Genomic DNA, 16,068 nt, shown 5'->3' with positions numbered 1-16,068 from the left:
GGAGGAAAACGACAATGTCCCAACCGGAAGACAGCCCCTTCCAGACGCTGCATGAATTCGTCAAGGAGGCGAAGGGCCGCCTCAGCCCCGGCAACTGGGACTACCTCGTCGGCGCCACCGAGACCGAGACGACGATGATGCGCAACCGCGCCGCCATCGACAGCCTCGCCTTCCGCCCCCGCGTCCTGCGCGACGTCTCCAAGATCGACTTCTCCGGCCGCTTCCTCGGAAAGCCCATCACCCTGCCGGTGATGCTCGCCCCGGTCGGCGGCCTCGAGAATTTCGACCCGGAGGGCGGCGCCCCCGCCGGCCGCGCGGCAGGCGACTACGGCGTCCCCATCATGGTCTCCTCCGTCTCCATGCCTGGCCTCGAGCCGATGGCCCAGGCGGGGCAGGGGCCCAAGGTCTTCCAGCTCTATGTCCGCGGCGACTGGAACTGGATCGAGGAGGTCAGCCAGCGCGCCATCGGCGCCGGCTACGACGCCTTCTGCATGACGGTCGACACGGCGATCTACAGCCGGCGCGAGCGCGACATCGCCAAGCGCTTCGTCAAGCCCTGGCGCGTCCGCGCCACCGGCCAGCACTTCCAGGCCGCTTTGAACTGGGACGACGTGAAGCGCTGGAAGGACCGCTTCCCCGACACGCCGCTCGCCCTCAAGGGCATCGCCACCGCCGAGGATGCGCTGCTCGCCGTCGAGCACGGCGTCGAGGTGGTCTATGTCTCGAACCATGGCGGCCGCCAGCTCGACCATGGCCGCGGCTCCCTCGACGTCCTGCCCGAGGTGGTGAAGGCGGTCGGCGGCCGCGCCAAGGTCTGGGTCGATGGCGGCTTCGTCCGTGGCACCGACATCGTGAAGGCCATCATCCTCGGCGCCGAGCTGGTCGGCATGGGCCGGATGTACTGCTACGCCCTCGCGGCGGCCGGCGAGGCCGGCGTCGCCCGCATGTTCCGCATCCTGCAGGACGAGGTGCATGGCGTGCTCGGCCTGCTCGGCGTGACGAGCTTCGGCCAGCTCGACGGCAGCTACCTGCACCCCGTCGCACCGGTCGTGCAGCCGCACGTCCACAGCGCCTTCCCGCTGACCAACCTCACCGACCCGGGCTACCGCTAGACCCCGGCCGCATACCCATCCCGCTGCGGATCGGCTCCGCCCTCTGCGGTGCCGTCCCAGACGGCGATGCCATGCACCCCGGCGAAGGCGTAGCTCTGGTAGCTCCGCTTCGTCGCATAGCCCATCGCCCGCAACGCCCGCTCCGTCGCGCGCGGAATGCGGTTCGACAGGTCGATCGTCTCGCTCGTTGCCGAGAAGCGCGGCGCCATCACCGCCTCCTGCATCCCCATGCCCCAGTCGAGCAGGTTGAGCAGCACCTGCGCGACGGCGACGGTAATCCAGGCTCCGCCCGGCGCCCCGAGCGTCACGACCGGCTTCCCCTCCCGCAGCACGATCGTCGGCGTCATGGAGGAATACCGTCGCTTCCCCGGCGCGATGGAGCCCGCCCGCCCCGGCCGCGGGTCCATCCAGTTCATCGCCCCGTTCAGCATGAACCCCATCCCCGGCACGATGAGGCCCGAGGGTACGGCGAGAGTATGCGTCATCGACACCATCATCCCCTCCGCATCGACGCAGGAGACATGCGTGGTGTTCGGCGCGTCGCTCCCCGCGCGGGTGAGGCTCGCCCGCTCCCCCCGCCGGATGCGCGCCGCACACGCATCGGCATACCCGTCCGACAGCAGCCGCCCGACCGGCACATCCTGGAAGGCCGGGTCGCAGACATGCGCCTCCTTGTCGATGCCCGCGATCTTCATCGCCTCCGCCACCACCGCGACGTAGTCCGGCGTGTTGTGCCCAAGCGCCACGAGGTCGAAGCGCTCCAGGATCCGCAGCATCTCGCCGACGACGACGCCCCCCGCCGGCGGCTCCGGCAGCGCCAGCTCATACCCGCGATAGGGCACGCGCAGCGGCGCCCCCTCCGCCACTCGGAAGCCGTCGAGGTCCCCGGCGTCGATCAGCCCGCCCCGCGCCTCCATCGCCGCGACGATCGCCCGCGCGATCCGCCCCCGGTAGAACTCCTCCGCCCCACCCTCGGCCAGCACCCGGAGCGTCGCCGCCAGCTCCGGGTTGCGCACCACCTCGCCGAGCCGCTTCGGCGTCCCGTCCTCCCGCAGGTAGAGCCGCCGCCCATCCTCGGTGTAGCCAAGCTTCTCCGGATAGCTCATCCGCCCATAGGGCCGCTCGTCGAGGGTGAACATCGCCTGCACATGCGGCCGGATGATCCACCCCTCCTCGGCGAAGCCGATCGCCGCCTCGAACAGGCTGGCCCAGTCCTTCCGCCCGAGCCGCGCATGCGCCTCGGCGAAGACCCGCACCGCCCCCGGCACGGTGACGGCCTGCGCTCCGCACTCGTTCTCATACCCCCGCACGCGATAGCCGAACCCGTCCGGGCACTCGCCGAGGAAATGCTCCGCCCACATGTCCGGGCGTGCCGCCGCCGGGCAGGTCCCCAGCCCGTTGAGCACCGTATGCGTCCCGCTGGCCGGGTCGAAGACCTGCAAGGTGGCGATTCCGCCGATGCCGCACATCATCGGATCGACGACGCCCTGGGTGATCGCGCAGGCCAGCGCCGCATCCAGCGCATTGCCGCCCGCCGCCAGCATCGCCGCACCCGCCTCCACCGCCTCCGGCTGCGGCGCGACGACCATCGCGCGCGGGGAGGGGAGTCGCCGCTCCGGCCGCGTCACTTCGCCGCTCTCGGCCGGTCCCACCAGCTGCATCCTCCAGGCATTGGGGTGTGGTTCCCTGCCAGCATCCGCTGCCTGCGGTCAGCAAGGCGGAAGGCGATCTGCGCTCCGCTCCGCTCCTCCATCCGGCTCGCCTCGATCCCGACATAGCCGAGCGCCCGCACGCCCATGCTTTCCTCCCATGCCTGTTCCCGCAGCATCGCGCCGATGCCGCCTCCCGTCACATGAAACCTGCCTCGCGCTTCGTCCCATGCCACGGGATCATGTGCCGTCCGGCGTCCAGTATTGGGACGACACTACATCCATGAGGAGACAGAAGTATTCGCCCGGAAACAACCCTCACATCCTGGGCAAATATCCATTATCGACTCGGATTCCCCAAGACTTACGCCGATCATTAGCGTGGCTCAAAGAAAAGGATGGTCACCATGCGCCATGCGATATTCGGCCTCGCCCTGGCCGCGCTCCCGCTTGTCCTGAGTCTCCCTGCCGCCGCCGACAATGATGAGCCGGATATCGGCCTACCCCAGCCACCGCGCCACGAATGCCGCCCGCTCTACACCACGACACCCGCGCCCATCGGCCCCGCCAGCGCCGACCCGGAGCAGGCGACCGAAGGCTTGGTCCTGGTCGGCACGGTCTGCACCCCCGCACGCTGAGCCCGGCCCCGTGCGTGACTTCCTGCTGGCCTATCTGGCGATCCTGGTCACGCCCGGCCCAAACCTCCTGGTGATCGCCGGCGTCGCCGCGCTGCACGGAGCGCGCGGCGCCCTGCCGGCCTGCCTTGGCATCGCCCTCGGCGCCGGCACGCTGAACGCGGCCCTGGCGGCGACCCTGCAGGGCGCCCCTGCCGCCCCCGGCTGGGCCGCAGCCGGCCGCCTGGCCGCGGCCGCCCTGCTGCTCTGGGCCGCCCTCGCCATCGCCCGCAGCCGCCTACCCGAGACCGGCCATCGCATCGGCGGGGCCGAATTCACCGCCGGCTTCTGCGCCGCCGCCACCAACCCGATAACCGCCGCCTTCTTCGCTGCGCAATTCCTCGGCCCGCTCGCCCTGCTGGACGCCAAGGTGCCCCTGGTGCCGCTCGCGGTGACGGCGACCGCCCTCGCCACCTCCCTCGGGCTCGCCATCCTGCTGGCGAGGCCAGCCTGCCAGCGTCTAGCCCTTGCTTGGCACCGCCCCATCCGCCTCGCGGTCACCGCGACGCTGGTGGCGATGGCCGCCTCGGTCCTCGCCTCACTCTGAAGCCCGACAAATCCTGCCAGAGCGAACGCCGATCGGCCGAAGCCTTCGGATCGAAGGAATTCGCCCGACCGAACAGCTGGTCGAGATTCCTTGGGCGCGCCTCGGGGAACGCCATGCCGTCGCCGCCCGATACGAGAAGACTGCCCGTTCTTCTTCGCGGCGACGGTGCGTTGGCTCAAGGCCGCCAGAGGGAGAACTCCGTGCCGAAATCGGTCGTGACCAGGGCCTGGCAACGCGACGGTTCCGCCCGGCAGTCCGGGCCCGGGACGGCCGCGATCCGCCCATCCCGGCGGGCCTCGAAGACCAGCGGCACGGGGGGCTCCGACATCTTCGCGTAGGACAGCTCGACCTGGAAGCGGATGGAGTCGAAACGGTTCGGATCTGCATAGAAGATGAGGTCGCGGGGGACGGCCTCGCCGGGGTTGAGCGCCGACCGCTCGCTCGGCAGCGCAGTGGCGCCTTCGAACAGTACCCCGTGGCGCAGGATCACCTCGCCGCCCTCGGGCTCGTCGTAATACCTGGCCTGGGCGATCGTGCTGGACCCGGGAAGCTGCTCGGGCATCGCGCCCGCCGCGGAGGGCTCGCCGAAACGCGTCCTGACGCCCACCACGTTGTAGGTGAGGCCCAGGACGCGCACCTCGGCCTGGCCGACATTGGTCCTGGTGACAGTCGAGCGGATGGCGACGAGGTCCCCCCTCTGGCCGACCCTCTCCAGCGTGCTCGTGACGGACACGCTCGGTGGCGCGAGGCCCGGCGCAATCTTGGCCTCGTAGATGAAGGTGTAGACGCCCCAGGCGCCGGCCAGCACGATGGCGAGCGTCTGGACGGCGCTGTTGAGCGTCTCCATGTCGAACCTCGACCCGGTGGGTTCGTGCCCGGCCTCCTTGCTCATCAGGCATCCTCACGCGCATGACCGACCTGTAATCGCGTCGTGAGCGCCTTGGTTTATCCTGGCAACGCCGGATCCTCCGGCCGGAAGCCCACGATCACCGGATCGCGGCTCACGCTCTCGCTTGCCGCCTTCGCATGTCCGGACGGGACGTCCGAGTTGATCTCGTCGCTTCGCGCCCTGCAGTCGGGAAATGCCATGGGGATCGCCAAGTCTTTCGGCATTTCGACTGCTGTCCGACCGAGGGAATGATCCCACCTGATCGGCATCTCCCGTCCAGAAGGGAGTTCAAATAACAGTACGCACCAGTATTCGCCCGGCCCTTCATCGGTGTGAGCTTGGAATTGCCTGAACTGCAACCGGAACGGGCCCGTGAAGCCGGCTGCGCCGGTTCGCGGGCCGCTGCATTCCTCACCGCCATGGCTGGGCGCGTCAGGCCAGCGCCTTCGATGCTTTCTCGAAGGTCCCCTTGCTCAGCTTCGGCACCGCCAGCACCCGCCCCAGCTCCTGCCGCATCAGCGCCGCCCGCTGCGGCGCCTGCCGCCGCCACTGCCCAAGCGGCCCCACCATCCGCGCCGCGATCGAGCCGTTGATCGGGTCGAGCGCGATCACCGCATCCGCCAGGAACCGGTACCCCTCGCCATCCTCACGGTGAAAATGCAGCGGATTCCCCGAGGCGAAGGCTCCGATCAGCGACCGCGCCCGGTTCGGGTTGCGCAGGTCGAAATCCGCATGCCCGTAGAGCGCCCGAACCGCCGCCATCGTATCCGCTCGCGAGGACATCGCCTGGATCGAGAACCACTTGTCGAGCACCAGGTCGTCGCCTCGCCAGCGCGCATGGAAATCCGCAAGCGGCTCCTCCCGCGCGGGTCCCTCCGCATCCGCTAGCAACGAGAGCGCCGCCAGCCGATCCGTCATGTTCCCCGCCTCGCGGTATTGCGCTTCGGCCAGCCCGACATCCCCCGCCGCCACGAGATAGGCGAGGCAGGCATTGCGCAGCGCCCGCCGCCCGATGCTCCGCCCGTCTACGCGGTACTCGCCCGCCTCCGCTAGCCCGTCATAGGCCTCGCGCAGCGCATCGCCGCAGCGCCGCCCGATCTCCCGCCGCAGATGCTCGCGCACCGCATGCACCGCCGCCGGCTCGGCGACCTCCATCTGGTCGGCGAGGAAGCCCTCGCCCGGCAGCGCCAGCGCCTCGGCGGCGAAGGCCGGGTCCGCTTCCGCCCCGCGCAGCGTGTTGCGCACCGCCTCCTCCAGCGCCGCATCGAAGCCGAGCGCCTCGCCACGCAGCTGCGCCGCCACCATCCCGAGCATCAGCCCCGCGGCATATTGCTGCCCGCTCTCCCATCGGACGAAGGGGTCCGTGTCGTGCACGGCGAGGAAGCGCAGCCGCTCCGGCGCGACACCCTTCAGCTTCACCGGCGCCGAGAAGCCCCGCAGCAGGGAAGGGACCGGCGGCCCCTCCACATCCTCGAAGACGAAGCTCTGCTCGCCCTGTTCGAGCAGCACCACCCGCGTCCCCGGCTTCGCCTCGTTCTCCCCGGCCATCCGCGTCGCCACCTCGCGCCCGCCAGCATCGAGCAGCCCCATGGCGACTGGAACGGGCACCGGATGCTTCTCCGCCTGCCCCGGCGTCGCCGGCAAGCTCTGGCGCAGGGTCAGCACCCAGCGCCGCGCCTCCGCGTCATAGCGATCCTCGGCGACGAGCTCCGGCGTTCCCGCCTGGTCGTACCAGCCCATGAAGGAGGACAGGTCGATGCCCGACGCCTCCTGCATCGCCGCGACGAAATCCTCGATCGTCACCGCCTGGTTATCGCAACGCGATATGTAGAGATCCATCCCCCGGCGGAAGGCCGCCGCCCCGATCCGCGTATGGATCAGCCGCACCACCTCCGCGCCCTTCTGGTAGACGGTCGGCGTGTAGAAATTGTCGATCTCGATATAGCTGTCCGGCCGCACCGGGTGCGCCATCGGCCCCGCATCCTCCGGGAACTGCGCCGCCCGGAGCCCCCGCACGTCGCGGATGCGCTTCACCGCCCGGCTGCCCTGGTCGGCGCTGAACTCCTGGTCGCGGAAGACCGTCAGCCCCTCCTTTAGCGAGAGCTGGAACCAGTCCCGGCAGGTGACGCGGTTGCCTGTCCAGTTGTGGAAATACTCGTGTGCGATGACCGTCTCGATGCCCTGGTAGTCCCCATCCGTCGCAGTCTCCGGCCGCGCGAGAACATACTTGGTGTTGAAGACGTTGAGCCCCTTGTTCTCCATCGCCCCCATGTTGAAGTCGGAGACGGCGGCGATGTTGAACACGTCGAGGTCATACTCGAGCCCGAACACCTCCTCGTCCCAGCGCATCGAGCGGATGAGGCTGTCCATCGCATGCCCGCAGCGATCCTCGTCGCCCCGCCGCACCCAGATATTGAGCGCCACCTCCCGCCCCGACTGCGTGGTGAAGCGGTCGCTCACCGCTACCAGCTCCCCCGCGACCAAGGCGAAGAGGTAGCTCGGCTTCGGATGCGGGTCGTCCCACCGCACCCAATGCGTCCCGTCCCCGCCATCCCCCGCGCCCGCCGGATTGCCGTTCGAGAGCAGCACCGGACAGCGCGTCTTGTCGCCATGGATGGTGACGCTGTACCGCGCCATCACATCCGGCCGGTCGGGGAAGAAGGTGATCCGCCGGAACCCCTCCGCCTCGCACTGCGTGTAGAAATTCCCCCCCGAGGTATAGAGCCCCGACAACTCGGTATTCTTCTCCGGCGCGATCCGCACCAGCGTCTCCAGCACGCCCCGGTCGGGCGCATCGCCGATGGTCAGCGACCCGTCCCCGCCGAGCCTCGCCCGCCCCTCCGCCAGTGCCACCCCGTCGAGCCTCGCGTCCAGCAGCGCCAGCCCGTCGCCGTCGAGCCGGAACTCCCCCGGCCCGTTCCGCCGGAAGGCCAGCCGCGCCCGCACCAGCGTCGCCGCCGGATTCAGCCGGAATTCCAGCTCGACCGTATCGATGAGGAAGGCCGGCGGCCGGTAATCGGCCCGGCGGGTCGTCTGCGGAGCGCTATCGGGCATGGTTCTGGTCTAACTCCATCGCGGTGGGTCAGCAGATCGGGTCTACCCACGCACAATGCGAGAGGCGCGCCGCCGCACCCTTACTCCACGCGGATCTTGTTCGCCTCGATCACCTGCCGGAACTGCTCCCGATGCGTCTTCAGGAAGGCGGTGAATTCGGCCGTTCCCCGCGGCTCCGGCTGGAAGCCGATGGCGGCGAGGCGCCCGCGCACCTCATCCGTCCCCATCGCCCTCTCCGTCTCCTGCGCCAGCCTGGCGACGATCTCCGGTGGCGTCCCCGCCGGCATCATGTACCCGCCGAAGGCCCCGACATCGAAGCCCGCCGCCTCCGGGACGCTGCCGAGCGGCGCGATGCCCGGCGCCAGCGCGCTCCCCGCCCCGAGGGTGATGCCGAGCGCCCGCAGCGCCCCCTGCTTCACCAGCGGCCCCGTCGCCGCCAGCGTGTCGATGGCGAAATCCACCTGCCCCGCCACCACCGAGGTCAGCGCCGGCCCGCTCCCCTGGAAGGGCACATGCACCGTATCCATCAGCCCGGTCCTGCTCAGGAACATCAGGGTGATGAGATGCGCCGCCGCCCCGGTGCCGGATGAGGCATAGGTGAACTTCCCTGGATTGGCCTTCACCACGCGGATGAACTCCGCCGTATCCTTCGCCGGAAAGTTGTTCGTCACCGTCAGCAGATAGGGCGAGATGCCGATCATCGCGACCGGCGCGAAATCCTTCTCGGGGTCGTAGGGCGTCCGCTGCACCAGCGGCGCCGTGGTGATCGGCCCGGTCGAGGCGGCGAGGATGGTGTAGCCATCGGGCGGCGCCTTGGCGACCGCATCCGTCCCGATCATCCCGCCCGCGCCCGCCTTGTTGTCCGGCACGATGGTCTGCCCCCACTGCGCCGCGACCTGCTGCGCCGCCACGCGCGCCATCAGGTCCGTCGCCTGGCCCGGCGGCCAGGGCACGATCAGCCGCACCGGGCGGGAAGGGTAGGGGCCCTGCGACTGGGCTAGGCCAAGGCGCGGCGCGGCAAGCCCCGCACCGGCAAGCAGAAGGCTACGACGATCCACGGCAACGCTTCCCCGTTTTTGTTTTGTGAGGCGAGCATAAGTCCATCTGCGCGACTGGGCCACCTGCCAAAACATGCCGGTGGCCAGTGCGCTTCCGGATCATGCATCTCCCGCCTTCAGCGCCCCGGGATCGCAGGCGACGTATCGCAACTTGCAAAAAAGCACGATCGGTCGTATCACTGCACCATGAAATCGCAGGCGACCCGCGTCACCCTCCTCCACCACGGCCTGCGCGCGCTCAGCCTCGACGGCCTGTCAGGCGTGACCCTCGGTCGGCTTGCCGAGGCAGCCAGCCTCTCCAAGAGCGGCTTATTCGCCCATTTCCGCTCGAAGGAGCAGCTCGAACTCGCGTTGCTCGACGAAGCCGCGCGTCTGGCCCGCGCGCATGTGGTCGAGCCGGCGATGCAGGCGCCGGATGGCCTGCCCCGGCTCCGTGCCGTCGTGGAGCGCTGGCTCGGCTGGGCACCGCGCGCCGGCCTGCCCGGAGGCTGTCCCGTGGCCGCCGCCCTGTTCGAGCTGGACGACAGCACGGGCAGGGTGCGCGAACATGTGGCCGCGCTGGAGTGCGAGTGGCGCGGTCTTCTCCGCTCCCTCGTCGCCTCCGCCGTCGCGCAGGGGCAGCTGCACGCGGAGACGGAGGTGGAGCAGTTCGTTTGGGAGCTCTGCGGCATCTATCTCAGCCATCATGCCTCCGCCCGGTTCCTGCGCGATCCCGCGGCCGATGCGCGGGCTCACCAGGCCTTCGATGCCTTGCTGCGCCGCGCCGCGCCTGTCATCCGGGGCCTCCCGCAGTGAGCCGCAATGAGGCGATCCAGGCGGCGGAGCTGGCGCAGCTTCGGCGGCTGCGCCTGGCGGCGCTGGTGGAAGGGGTAACGCTCGTCCTCCTCCTGCTCATCGCGGTACCGGCGAAGCACCTGTTCGGCCTGGCTGCGGCGACGAAGGTGATGGGGCCGGTGCACGGCCTCGCCTTCGTCGGTTATGCTTGGATGCTTCTCGCCACCGTGGCCGGCGGCTCCTGGCGCCCGGGCGAGATCCTGCGCCTGATGGCGGCCGCCTTCGTGCCCTTCGGTGCCATCCTCAGCACCGGGCTGCTGCAGCGGAAGGAAGCGGCGCTGGCTGCGGCCGGCCGCAACCAGGTATGATGGACCCGACCTGGCTGAAGGCGCTGCACGTCGCGGCGGTGCTCGTCTTCGCCGGCGGACTGCTGGCACAGTCGCTCGCGGTCGCGGCTGCGTCGCAGGGCGGCGTCAGCCCCGGCCTCCTCGCCCGGTTGCGGCTGTGGGATCTGCGCGTCACCGTCCCGGCACTGCTGGCCGTCTGGGCCCTCGGTATCGCTGCGGCGCTCGGTAGCGGCTGGTTCGGGGCAGGCTGGCTGTCGGCCAAGCTGCTGCCAGTCGTCGCGCTCACCGGCCTGCATGGGGTGCAGGCCGGCGCGCTCCGCCGGGTGGCGCTCGGGGCGTGCGAACCCCACCGCAGCCTCGCCTGGGCCCCAGTGGCGGTGGTCCTGTCCTTCGCCGCTATCGCGTTGCTGGCCGTCGCCAAGCCATTCTGAGGGCCACGGCTCATGGCCCCGCCGAAGCGGGCCGTCAGTCCACCCGCATCGCGGCGCGCCGCACCACGGGTGCCCAGCGCGCCCGGTCCTCCGCGAAGAACCGCGCGAATTCCTCCGGGCTCGCGCTCGGCTCCACCTCCAGCCCGCCCTCCACCAGCCGCCGCCGGATCTCCGGATCCATGAGCGCCGCATTCAGCGCCCCATGCAGCCTGAGGATGCGCTCCGGCGCCGTCCCGCCCGTCGCCAGCAGCCCGAACCAGGTCGCCGCCTCGATCCCGGGGAAGCCCTGCTCTCCCGTCGTCGCCAGCTCCGGCATGGCGCTGCTCCGCTGCCGCCCGGCGATCGCCAGCGCCCGCACCGCCCCCGACCGGATATGCGGCTGCAACGGCGCCAGCGCATTGGTGAAGACCTGCACCCGCCCGGCGATGAGGTCGTTGAGCGCCGGCCCCGTCCCGCGATAGGGGATATGCTCCATCGGCACGTCGAGCACCTGCGCGATCATCGCCCCCGCCGCATGCCCGGTGCTCCCCACACCGGGCGAGGCATAGGACAAAGGCGGCGCCGCCCCCCGCGCCACCGCCTGCAACTCGCGCAGGTCGCGCGCCGCGACCGAAGGGTGCACGACGACAACATTCGGCCCCACCCCCATCAGCCCGACCGGCGCGAAGGCGGTGGCGACGTCATAAGGCACCCGCGCTTGCACCAGGCTGGTGATGGTGAGGCTCCCGCTCCCGCCGAGGACCAGCGTGTACCCATCCGGCGCCGCCTTGGCGACGGCCTCCGCGCCCAGCATCCCGCCCGCCCCGCCGCGGTTCTCAATGACGACCGGCTGCCCGAGCCTTGCCGCCATCCCCTCGCTGACGAGCCGCCCGACGATGTCGTTCGTCCCACCCGGCGGCCAGGGAATCACCAGCCGGATCGGCCGCTCGGGGAAGGGGCCTTCCGCGCGTGCAAGCCCGGGCGCCGCCAGCAGCCCCGCGACCAGCGCGCGCCTCCGCACAGGCCCGGTCGCCCGATTCACGGCTGCGGTGCCCGGTCTCACCTGCGCCCTTCGCCGATCGGGCTCAGTAGACGACCACCGAGCGGATGCTCTCCCCCCGCTCCATCAGCTCGAAGCCATGGTTGATCTGCTCGAGCGGCATGGTGTGGGTGATGAGGCTGTCGATGTCGATCTTCCCCTCCATGTACCAATCGACGATCTTCGGCACATCCGTCCGCCCCCGCGCCCCGCCGAAAGCCGTCCCTCGCCAGTTCCGCCCGGTGACGAGCTGGAAGGGCCGCGTGCTGATCTCCTCGCCCGCGCCCGCGACGCCGATGATGATGCTCTCCCCCCAGCCGCGATGCGTGCATTCCAGCGCCTGCCGCATCACCTTGGTGTTGCCGATGCACTCGAAGGAGAAGTCGGCACCGCCCCCCGTCAGGTCGACGATCGCTTGCACCACCTTGTCCGCGCCGATCTCGCTCGGGTTGATGAAATGCGTCATGCCAAACCTGCGCGCCATCGCCTCCCGCGCCGGGTTGAGGTCGATGCCGATGATCTTGTCGGCGCCCACCATCCGCGCGCCTTGCAGCACATTGAGCCCGATGCCGCCCAGCCCGAAGACCGCGACATTCGCCCCCGGCCAGACCTTGGCGGTGTTGATGACCGCGCCCACGCCCGTCGTCACGCCGCAGCCGATGTAGCAGATCTTGTCGAAGGGCGCGTCTTCCCGGATTTTTGCGAGCGCGATCTCCGGCAGGACGGTGAAGTTCGCGAAGGTGCTGCACCCCATGTAGTGCATCACCTGCGTCCCCTCGCAGGAGAAGCGGCTCGTACCGTCCGGCATGACACCCTTGCCCTGCGTCGCCCGGATCGCCGTGCAGAGGTTGCTCCGCTGGCTGAGGCAGGTTTTGCACTGCCGACATTCCGGCGTGTAGAGCGGGATGACATGGTCGCCCGGCTTCAGGCCGGTGACGCCGGCACCCACCTCGCGCACGATCCCCGCCCCCTCATGCCCAAGGATCGCCGGGAACAGCCCCTCCGGGTCCCGCCCGCTCAGCGTGTACTGGTCGGTATGGCAGAGCCCCGTCGCCATGACCTCGACGAGCACCTCGCCCTGCTTCGGCCCACCGATCTCGATCGTCTCGATGCTCAGCGGCTTCCCTGCCGCCCAGGCCACCGCCGCACGCGTCTTCATCAGCCTGTCCCCCTGCCGGTCTAGGCGGCACTCTGCCGCCACTCCCGGCAGGGGTCCAGAACCAGGCTCTAGTCCTTCAGCTCGGCCGGCACCTTGCCGCCATTCGCGGCGAGCTTCTGCATGACCTGCTTGTGCAGCCAGATATTCATCGCGGCGGAATCGCCCGTATCCCCGGTATAGTTGAGCTCCTTCGCCAGCTCCTTCCGGTTCTCGAGGCTGCTGTCCAGCTCCAGCAGCTTCATCAGGTCGACGATCGAATGCCGCCAGTCGAGCTTCTGCCGCTGCTGCGAGGCCAGCCCGTCGAGGATGCCCGTCACGTCGATCGGCGCCGGGCTCGCCGCCCCGGCCGATGTTGCCCCTGGGGCGGGCACGTCATCCGCCGGCCCCGGCGACTGCGCCGGCGCCGCGGCCTCCGCGGCGGGCGCCGCCTGAGCATGCCCCTTCAGCTTGTCGAGAATGCGACCGAACCAACTCATGCGGATGACCTCCTTGATGACCGAGGCCCCAACGATCCGCGCCCCATCCGGTTCACCGGACACGCAAGGTCACGGCCGCACCCCGCGCCCGATCCGCCCCGGCTCCCGCAACCTCTCGGCATAATTGGCGAAGTCGCAGAGCAGCCGCCGCGTCTGGCGCGGATCGATGATCTCCTCCGCCCAGAACGCTTCCGCCGTCCTGAGCGGACTTCGCAGCTTCTGCAGCCGCCCTTCAATCTCCGCCAGCTTCGCCGCCGGATCGTCGGCCGCCTCGATATCCGCCCGGTAGGCCGCCTCGATCCCCCCCTCCAGCGGCAGTGACCCCCAGCGCGCCGAGGGCCAGGCATAGCGCACCGAGAACCGCCCCGCCGGCTGATGGATCGCCCCCGCCACGCCGAAGGCGTTGCGCAGGATCACCGTGCACCACGGCACCCGGCTCTGGTTGATCGCCGCCATCGCGCGCACGCCCCAGCGGATCGTCGCCCGCTGCTCCGCCTCCAGCCCGATCATAAAGCCCGGACAGTCCATCAGATGCACGACCGGCAGATGGAAGGTGTCGGCCAGATCGACGAAGCGGATGATCTTGGCGCAGGCATCCGCCGTCCACGACCCCGCATAGAACATCGGATCGCCCGCGATCACCGCCACCGGCAAGCCGTTGAGCCGGGCGAGGGCCGTCACCACCGACCGCCCGAAATACCGCCCCATCTCGAAGACGCTGCCCTTGTCGAGCATGCCCTCGATCAACGGCCTGATCCGGTAGGTCTTGCGGATCTCCCGCGGGATAACCGAGAGCCATGCCTCTTCAACGCGCGCCGGATCGTCCTCGCACGCCTCCCGCACCGGCAGCTCATGCACCGAACTCGGCAGGTAGCTGAGGAACCGCCGCGCCGCCGCGAAGGCCTCCTCCTCGCTGTCGACCGCATGATCGACCGCCCCCGCCCGCGTTTGCGTCTCCCACCCCCCCAGCTCCTGCTTGGTGAACTGGCGAGGCCCCAGCGCATTCACCACCGGCGGCCCGGCGACGAACATCGCCGAGCTCTTGGTCATCACCGAGAAATGCGTCGCCGCCAGCCGCGCCGCCCCGAGCCCCGCGACGGAGCCCAGCCCCAGCCCCACCACCGGCACGAGCGAGAGGTTGTCACCCGTCAGGTGATACATCTGCTCGCCCCCGATCCCACCTGGCAGGTTCGCCCGTCCCGTGGTCTCGATGGTCTTGACCGACCCGCCGCCGCCCGAGCCCTCGATGATCCGGATGATCGGCAGCCGCAGCTCGCGGGCCATCCGCTCCGCCATGATCGGCTTCTCGCGGATCGTCGCATCCGCGCTGCCGCCCCGCACGGTGAAGTCGTCGCCGACCACCACCACCGGCCGCCCATCCACCTTTCCCCGCCCCATCACGCAATTGGACGGCGTGAACTCCTCCAGCTCTCCATCCGCACCGTACCGGGCCTTCCCCGCAATCGCCCCCACCTCATGGAAGCTCCCGGCATCCAGCATCCCGTCCACCCGCTCCCGCACCGTGAGCCGGCCCCCGGCATGCTGCCGCGCCACCTTCTCCGGCCCGCCCATTGCGCGCGCCATCGCCTCGCGCCGGGCGAGGTCCTCCAGCTCCGGCTGCCAGCTCATCCGTCCCTCCATGCCTTTCCCCGGATGCTAGCCGCGCCTATCTTCCCCGTGGAGAGGAACGGAGCACTTTCATGGCCGAGACGCTGGACGCCTGCATCGTGGGCTGGGCCCATACCCCCTTCGGCAAGCTGGAGGAGCCGGATATCGAGAGCCTGCTCGCCCGCGTCGGCCGCGCCGCCATCGAGGATGCCGGCATATCGCCCGCCGAGATCGATGCCGGCTTCCTCGGCGTCTTCGGCGAGGGCTTCACCAACCAGGGCTTCCCCAGCTCGCTGGTCCTCCAGTCCATCCCCGAGCTACGCTTCAAGCCGATCACCCGCTACGAGAACGCCTGCGCCACCGGCAGCGCCGCCATCCACGGCGCCCTCGACTTCCTTGCGGCGAAACGCGGCCGCTTCGCCCTCGTCCTCGGCGCCGAGAAGATGACCGCGACGCCCGGCCCGCAGGTCGGCGAGATCCTGCTGAACGCGAGCTACCGCAAGACCGAGCAGGACATCCGCGGCGGCTTCGCAGGCGTCTTCGGGCGCATCGCCGAGGCCTATTTCCAGCGCCATGGCGACCAGTCCGACGCCCTCGCCGCCATCGCCGCGAAGAACCACAAGAACGGCGTCGACAACCCCTGGGCGCAGATGCGCAAGGACCTCGGCTACGCCTTCTGCCGCGCGGAGTCGGACAAGAACCCCTTTGTCGCCCCGCCGCTGAAGCGCACCGATTGCAGCCTCGTCTCCGACGGCGCCGCGGCCATGATCATCACCGACAGCGAGACGGCGAAGTCGATGCAGAAGGCCGTTCGCTTCCGCGCCGCCGTGCAGGTGAACGACTACCTGCCCATCGCCGCCCGCGACATCATCCGTTTCGAGGGCCCGCGCGAGGCCTGGTCCCGCGCCCTCGACCAGGCCGGGCTCGGCGCCGCGACCGACCTCTCCTTCGTCGAGACGCATGACTGCTTCACCATCGCCGAGCTTCTCGAGTATGAGGCGATGGGCCTGACGCCGGAAGGGCAGGGGTCCCGCGCCATCCTCGAGGGCTGGACGGCGGCCGACGGCAAGCTCCCCGTCAATCGCTCCGGCGGCCTGAAGGCCAAGGGCCACCCGATCGGCGCCACCGGCGTCTCCATGCACGTCCTCACCGCCATGCAGCTCACCGGCACGGCCGGCGACCTGCAGCTGCCGAAGGCCGATATCGGCGGCGTCTTCAACATGGGCGGCGCCGCGGTCGCCAACTACGTCTCCATCCTCGAACGCGCCTGAG

The 16,068-nt window shown here is 70.1% G+C and carries 16 protein-coding genes; 7 read left to right on the top strand and 9 right to left on the bottom strand.

Features of this window, described 5'->3' with window-relative positions; all coding sequences use genetic code 11:
- The first annotated feature begins 14 nt into the window (after positions 1-14).
- Positions 15-1,112, top strand: coding sequence for an alpha-hydroxy acid oxidase (locus EP26_RS02620; RefSeq protein WP_052388713.1), 1,098 nt, complete (start codon positions 15-17; stop codon positions 1,110-1,112).
- Here the strand turns inward: EP26_RS02620 and EP26_RS02615 are convergent.
- A complete protein-coding gene (locus EP26_RS02615) occupies positions 1,109-2,764 on the bottom strand; it encodes a gamma-glutamyltransferase family protein (RefSeq protein WP_245624274.1) in 1,656 nt (551 codons plus the stop codon). The two genes, EP26_RS02620 and EP26_RS02615, sit on opposite strands and share 4 nt — an antisense overlap.
- Positions 2,737-2,964: a hypothetical protein gene (locus EP26_RS02610; RefSeq protein ID WP_157033388.1), complete on the bottom strand. Its 228-nt coding sequence runs from the start codon at positions 2,962-2,964 to the stop codon at positions 2,737-2,739. The genes EP26_RS02615 and EP26_RS02610 overlap by 28 nt, the downstream gene beginning before the upstream one ends.
- A gap of 204 nt (positions 2,965-3,168) precedes the next feature.
- Here EP26_RS02610 and EP26_RS02605 point away from each other — a divergent pair, with 204 nt between their 5' ends.
- Both EP26_RS02605 and EP26_RS02600 read left to right on the top strand, forming a co-directional pair.
- Positions 3,169-3,399 (top strand): hypothetical protein, encoded by a 231-nt coding sequence (locus EP26_RS02605; RefSeq protein ID WP_043335403.1) that lies wholly within the window; start codon positions 3,169-3,171, stop codon positions 3,397-3,399.
- Between the two features lie 10 nt (positions 3,400-3,409).
- Positions 3,410-3,982: a hypothetical protein gene (locus EP26_RS02600; RefSeq protein WP_043335401.1), complete on the top strand. Its 573-nt coding sequence runs from the start codon at positions 3,410-3,412 to the stop codon at positions 3,980-3,982.
- A gap of 175 nt (positions 3,983-4,157) precedes the next feature.
- On the opposite strand, the gene EP26_RS02595 is transcribed toward EP26_RS02600, so the two are convergent.
- The 3 genes from EP26_RS02595 to EP26_RS02585 all read right to left on the bottom strand — a co-directional run bounded on the left by EP26_RS02595 (position 4,158) and on the right by EP26_RS02585 (position 8,983).
- Positions 4,158-4,874: a hypothetical protein gene (locus EP26_RS02595; RefSeq protein ID WP_052388712.1), complete on the bottom strand. Its 717-nt coding sequence runs from the start codon at positions 4,872-4,874 to the stop codon at positions 4,158-4,160.
- A gap of 429 nt (positions 4,875-5,303) precedes the next feature.
- Entirely contained in the window at positions 5,304-7,925 is a 2,622-nt protein-coding gene (gene pepN, locus EP26_RS02590; protein ID WP_043335399.1) for an aminopeptidase N, read from the bottom strand.
- An 80-nt stretch (positions 7,926-8,005) separates the two neighbouring features.
- On the bottom strand, positions 8,006-8,983 hold the full coding sequence (locus EP26_RS02585) for a Bug family tripartite tricarboxylate transporter substrate binding protein (protein WP_043335396.1): 978 nt from the start codon (positions 8,981-8,983) through the stop codon (positions 8,006-8,008).
- Positions 8,984-9,169: 186 nt separating this feature from the next.
- On the opposite strand from EP26_RS02585, the gene EP26_RS02580 reads away from it, so the two are divergent.
- Genes EP26_RS02580 through EP26_RS02570 form a run of 3 tightly spaced genes read left to right on the top strand, consistent with a single transcriptional unit; the run spans position 9,170 to position 10,535 of the window.
- Positions 9,170-9,778 carry a TetR/AcrR family transcriptional regulator gene (locus EP26_RS02580; protein WP_043335393.1) on the top strand — a complete coding sequence of 203 codons (609 nt, stop codon included), beginning with the start codon at positions 9,170-9,172 and terminating at the stop codon, positions 9,776-9,778.
- On the top strand, positions 9,775-10,125 hold the full coding sequence (locus EP26_RS02575; RefSeq protein WP_245624273.1) for a DUF3817 domain-containing protein: 351 nt from the start codon (positions 9,775-9,777) through the stop codon (positions 10,123-10,125). The genes EP26_RS02580 and EP26_RS02575 overlap by 4 nt, the downstream gene beginning before the upstream one ends.
- Complete coding sequence (locus tag EP26_RS02570) at positions 10,122-10,535, top strand: CopD family protein (protein ID WP_211259358.1); 414 nt, start codon at positions 10,122-10,124, stop codon at positions 10,533-10,535. Before EP26_RS02575 ends, EP26_RS02570 begins: the two co-directional genes overlap by 4 nt.
- A 34-nt stretch (positions 10,536-10,569) precedes the next feature.
- Here EP26_RS02570 and EP26_RS02565 read toward each other — a convergent pair whose 3' ends face one another.
- The 4 genes from EP26_RS02565 to EP26_RS02550 all read right to left on the bottom strand — a co-directional run bounded on the left by EP26_RS02565 (position 10,570) and on the right by EP26_RS02550 (position 14,817).
- On the bottom strand, positions 10,570-11,535 hold the full coding sequence (locus EP26_RS02565) for a Bug family tripartite tricarboxylate transporter substrate binding protein (RefSeq protein ID WP_043335652.1): 966 nt from the start codon (positions 11,533-11,535) through the stop codon (positions 10,570-10,572).
- Between the two features lie 64 nt (positions 11,536-11,599).
- Complete coding sequence (locus tag EP26_RS02560) at positions 11,600-12,712, bottom strand: S-(hydroxymethyl)glutathione dehydrogenase/class III alcohol dehydrogenase (RefSeq protein WP_043335390.1); 1,113 nt, start codon at positions 12,710-12,712, stop codon at positions 11,600-11,602.
- A 68-nt stretch (positions 12,713-12,780) separates the two neighbouring features.
- Positions 12,781-13,188 (bottom strand): DUF3597 domain-containing protein, encoded by a 408-nt coding sequence (locus EP26_RS02555; RefSeq protein WP_043335650.1) that lies wholly within the window; start codon positions 13,186-13,188, stop codon positions 12,781-12,783.
- Between the two features lie 69 nt (positions 13,189-13,257).
- Positions 13,258-14,817 (bottom strand): acyl-CoA carboxylase subunit beta, encoded by a 1,560-nt coding sequence (locus EP26_RS02550; protein WP_043335387.1) that lies wholly within the window; start codon positions 14,815-14,817, stop codon positions 13,258-13,260.
- Between the two features lie 71 nt (positions 14,818-14,888).
- Here EP26_RS02550 and EP26_RS02545 point away from each other — a divergent pair, with 71 nt between their 5' ends.
- A complete protein-coding gene (locus tag EP26_RS02545; protein WP_157033386.1) occupies positions 14,889-16,067 on the top strand; it encodes an acetyl-CoA acetyltransferase in 1,179 nt (392 codons plus the stop codon).
- Position 16,068: the final 1 nt, after the last annotated feature.

This window comes from Belnapia moabensis DSM 16746, assembly GCF_000745835.1.
GTDB lineage: Bacteria > Pseudomonadota > Alphaproteobacteria > Acetobacterales > Acetobacteraceae > Belnapia > Belnapia moabensis.
Note: the sequence above shows the minus strand (reverse complement) of the source record. Positions and strands in the feature narration are given on the sequence as shown.

Coding starts and splice junctions, on each gene's coding strand:
- EP26_RS02620 (WP_052388713.1), top strand. CDS start 15: ATGTCCCAACCGGAAGACAGCCCCTTCCAGACGCTGCATGAATTCGTC.
- EP26_RS02605 (WP_043335403.1), top strand. CDS start 3,169: ATGCGCCATGCGATATTCGGCCTCGCCCTGGCCGCGCTCCCGCTTGTC.
- EP26_RS02595 (WP_052388712.1), bottom strand. CDS start 4,874: ATGAGCAAGGAGGCCGGGCACGAACCCACCGGGTCGAGGTTCGACATG.
- pepN (WP_043335399.1), bottom strand. CDS start 7,925: ATGCCCGATAGCGCTCCGCAGACGACCCGCCGGGCCGATTACCGGCCG.
- EP26_RS02580 (WP_043335393.1), top strand. CDS start 9,170: ATGAAATCGCAGGCGACCCGCGTCACCCTCCTCCACCACGGCCTGCGC.
- EP26_RS02570 (WP_211259358.1), top strand. CDS start 10,122: ATGATGGACCCGACCTGGCTGAAGGCGCTGCACGTCGCGGCGGTGCTC.
- EP26_RS02560 (WP_043335390.1), bottom strand. CDS start 12,712: ATGAAGACGCGTGCGGCGGTGGCCTGGGCGGCAGGGAAGCCGCTGAGC.
- EP26_RS02555 (WP_043335650.1), bottom strand. CDS start 13,188: ATGAGTTGGTTCGGTCGCATTCTCGACAAGCTGAAGGGGCATGCTCAG.
- EP26_RS02550 (WP_043335387.1), bottom strand. CDS start 14,817: ATGAGCTGGCAGCCGGAGCTGGAGGACCTCGCCCGGCGCGAGGCGATG.
- EP26_RS02545 (WP_157033386.1), top strand. CDS start 14,889: ATGGCCGAGACGCTGGACGCCTGCATCGTGGGCTGGGCCCATACCCCC.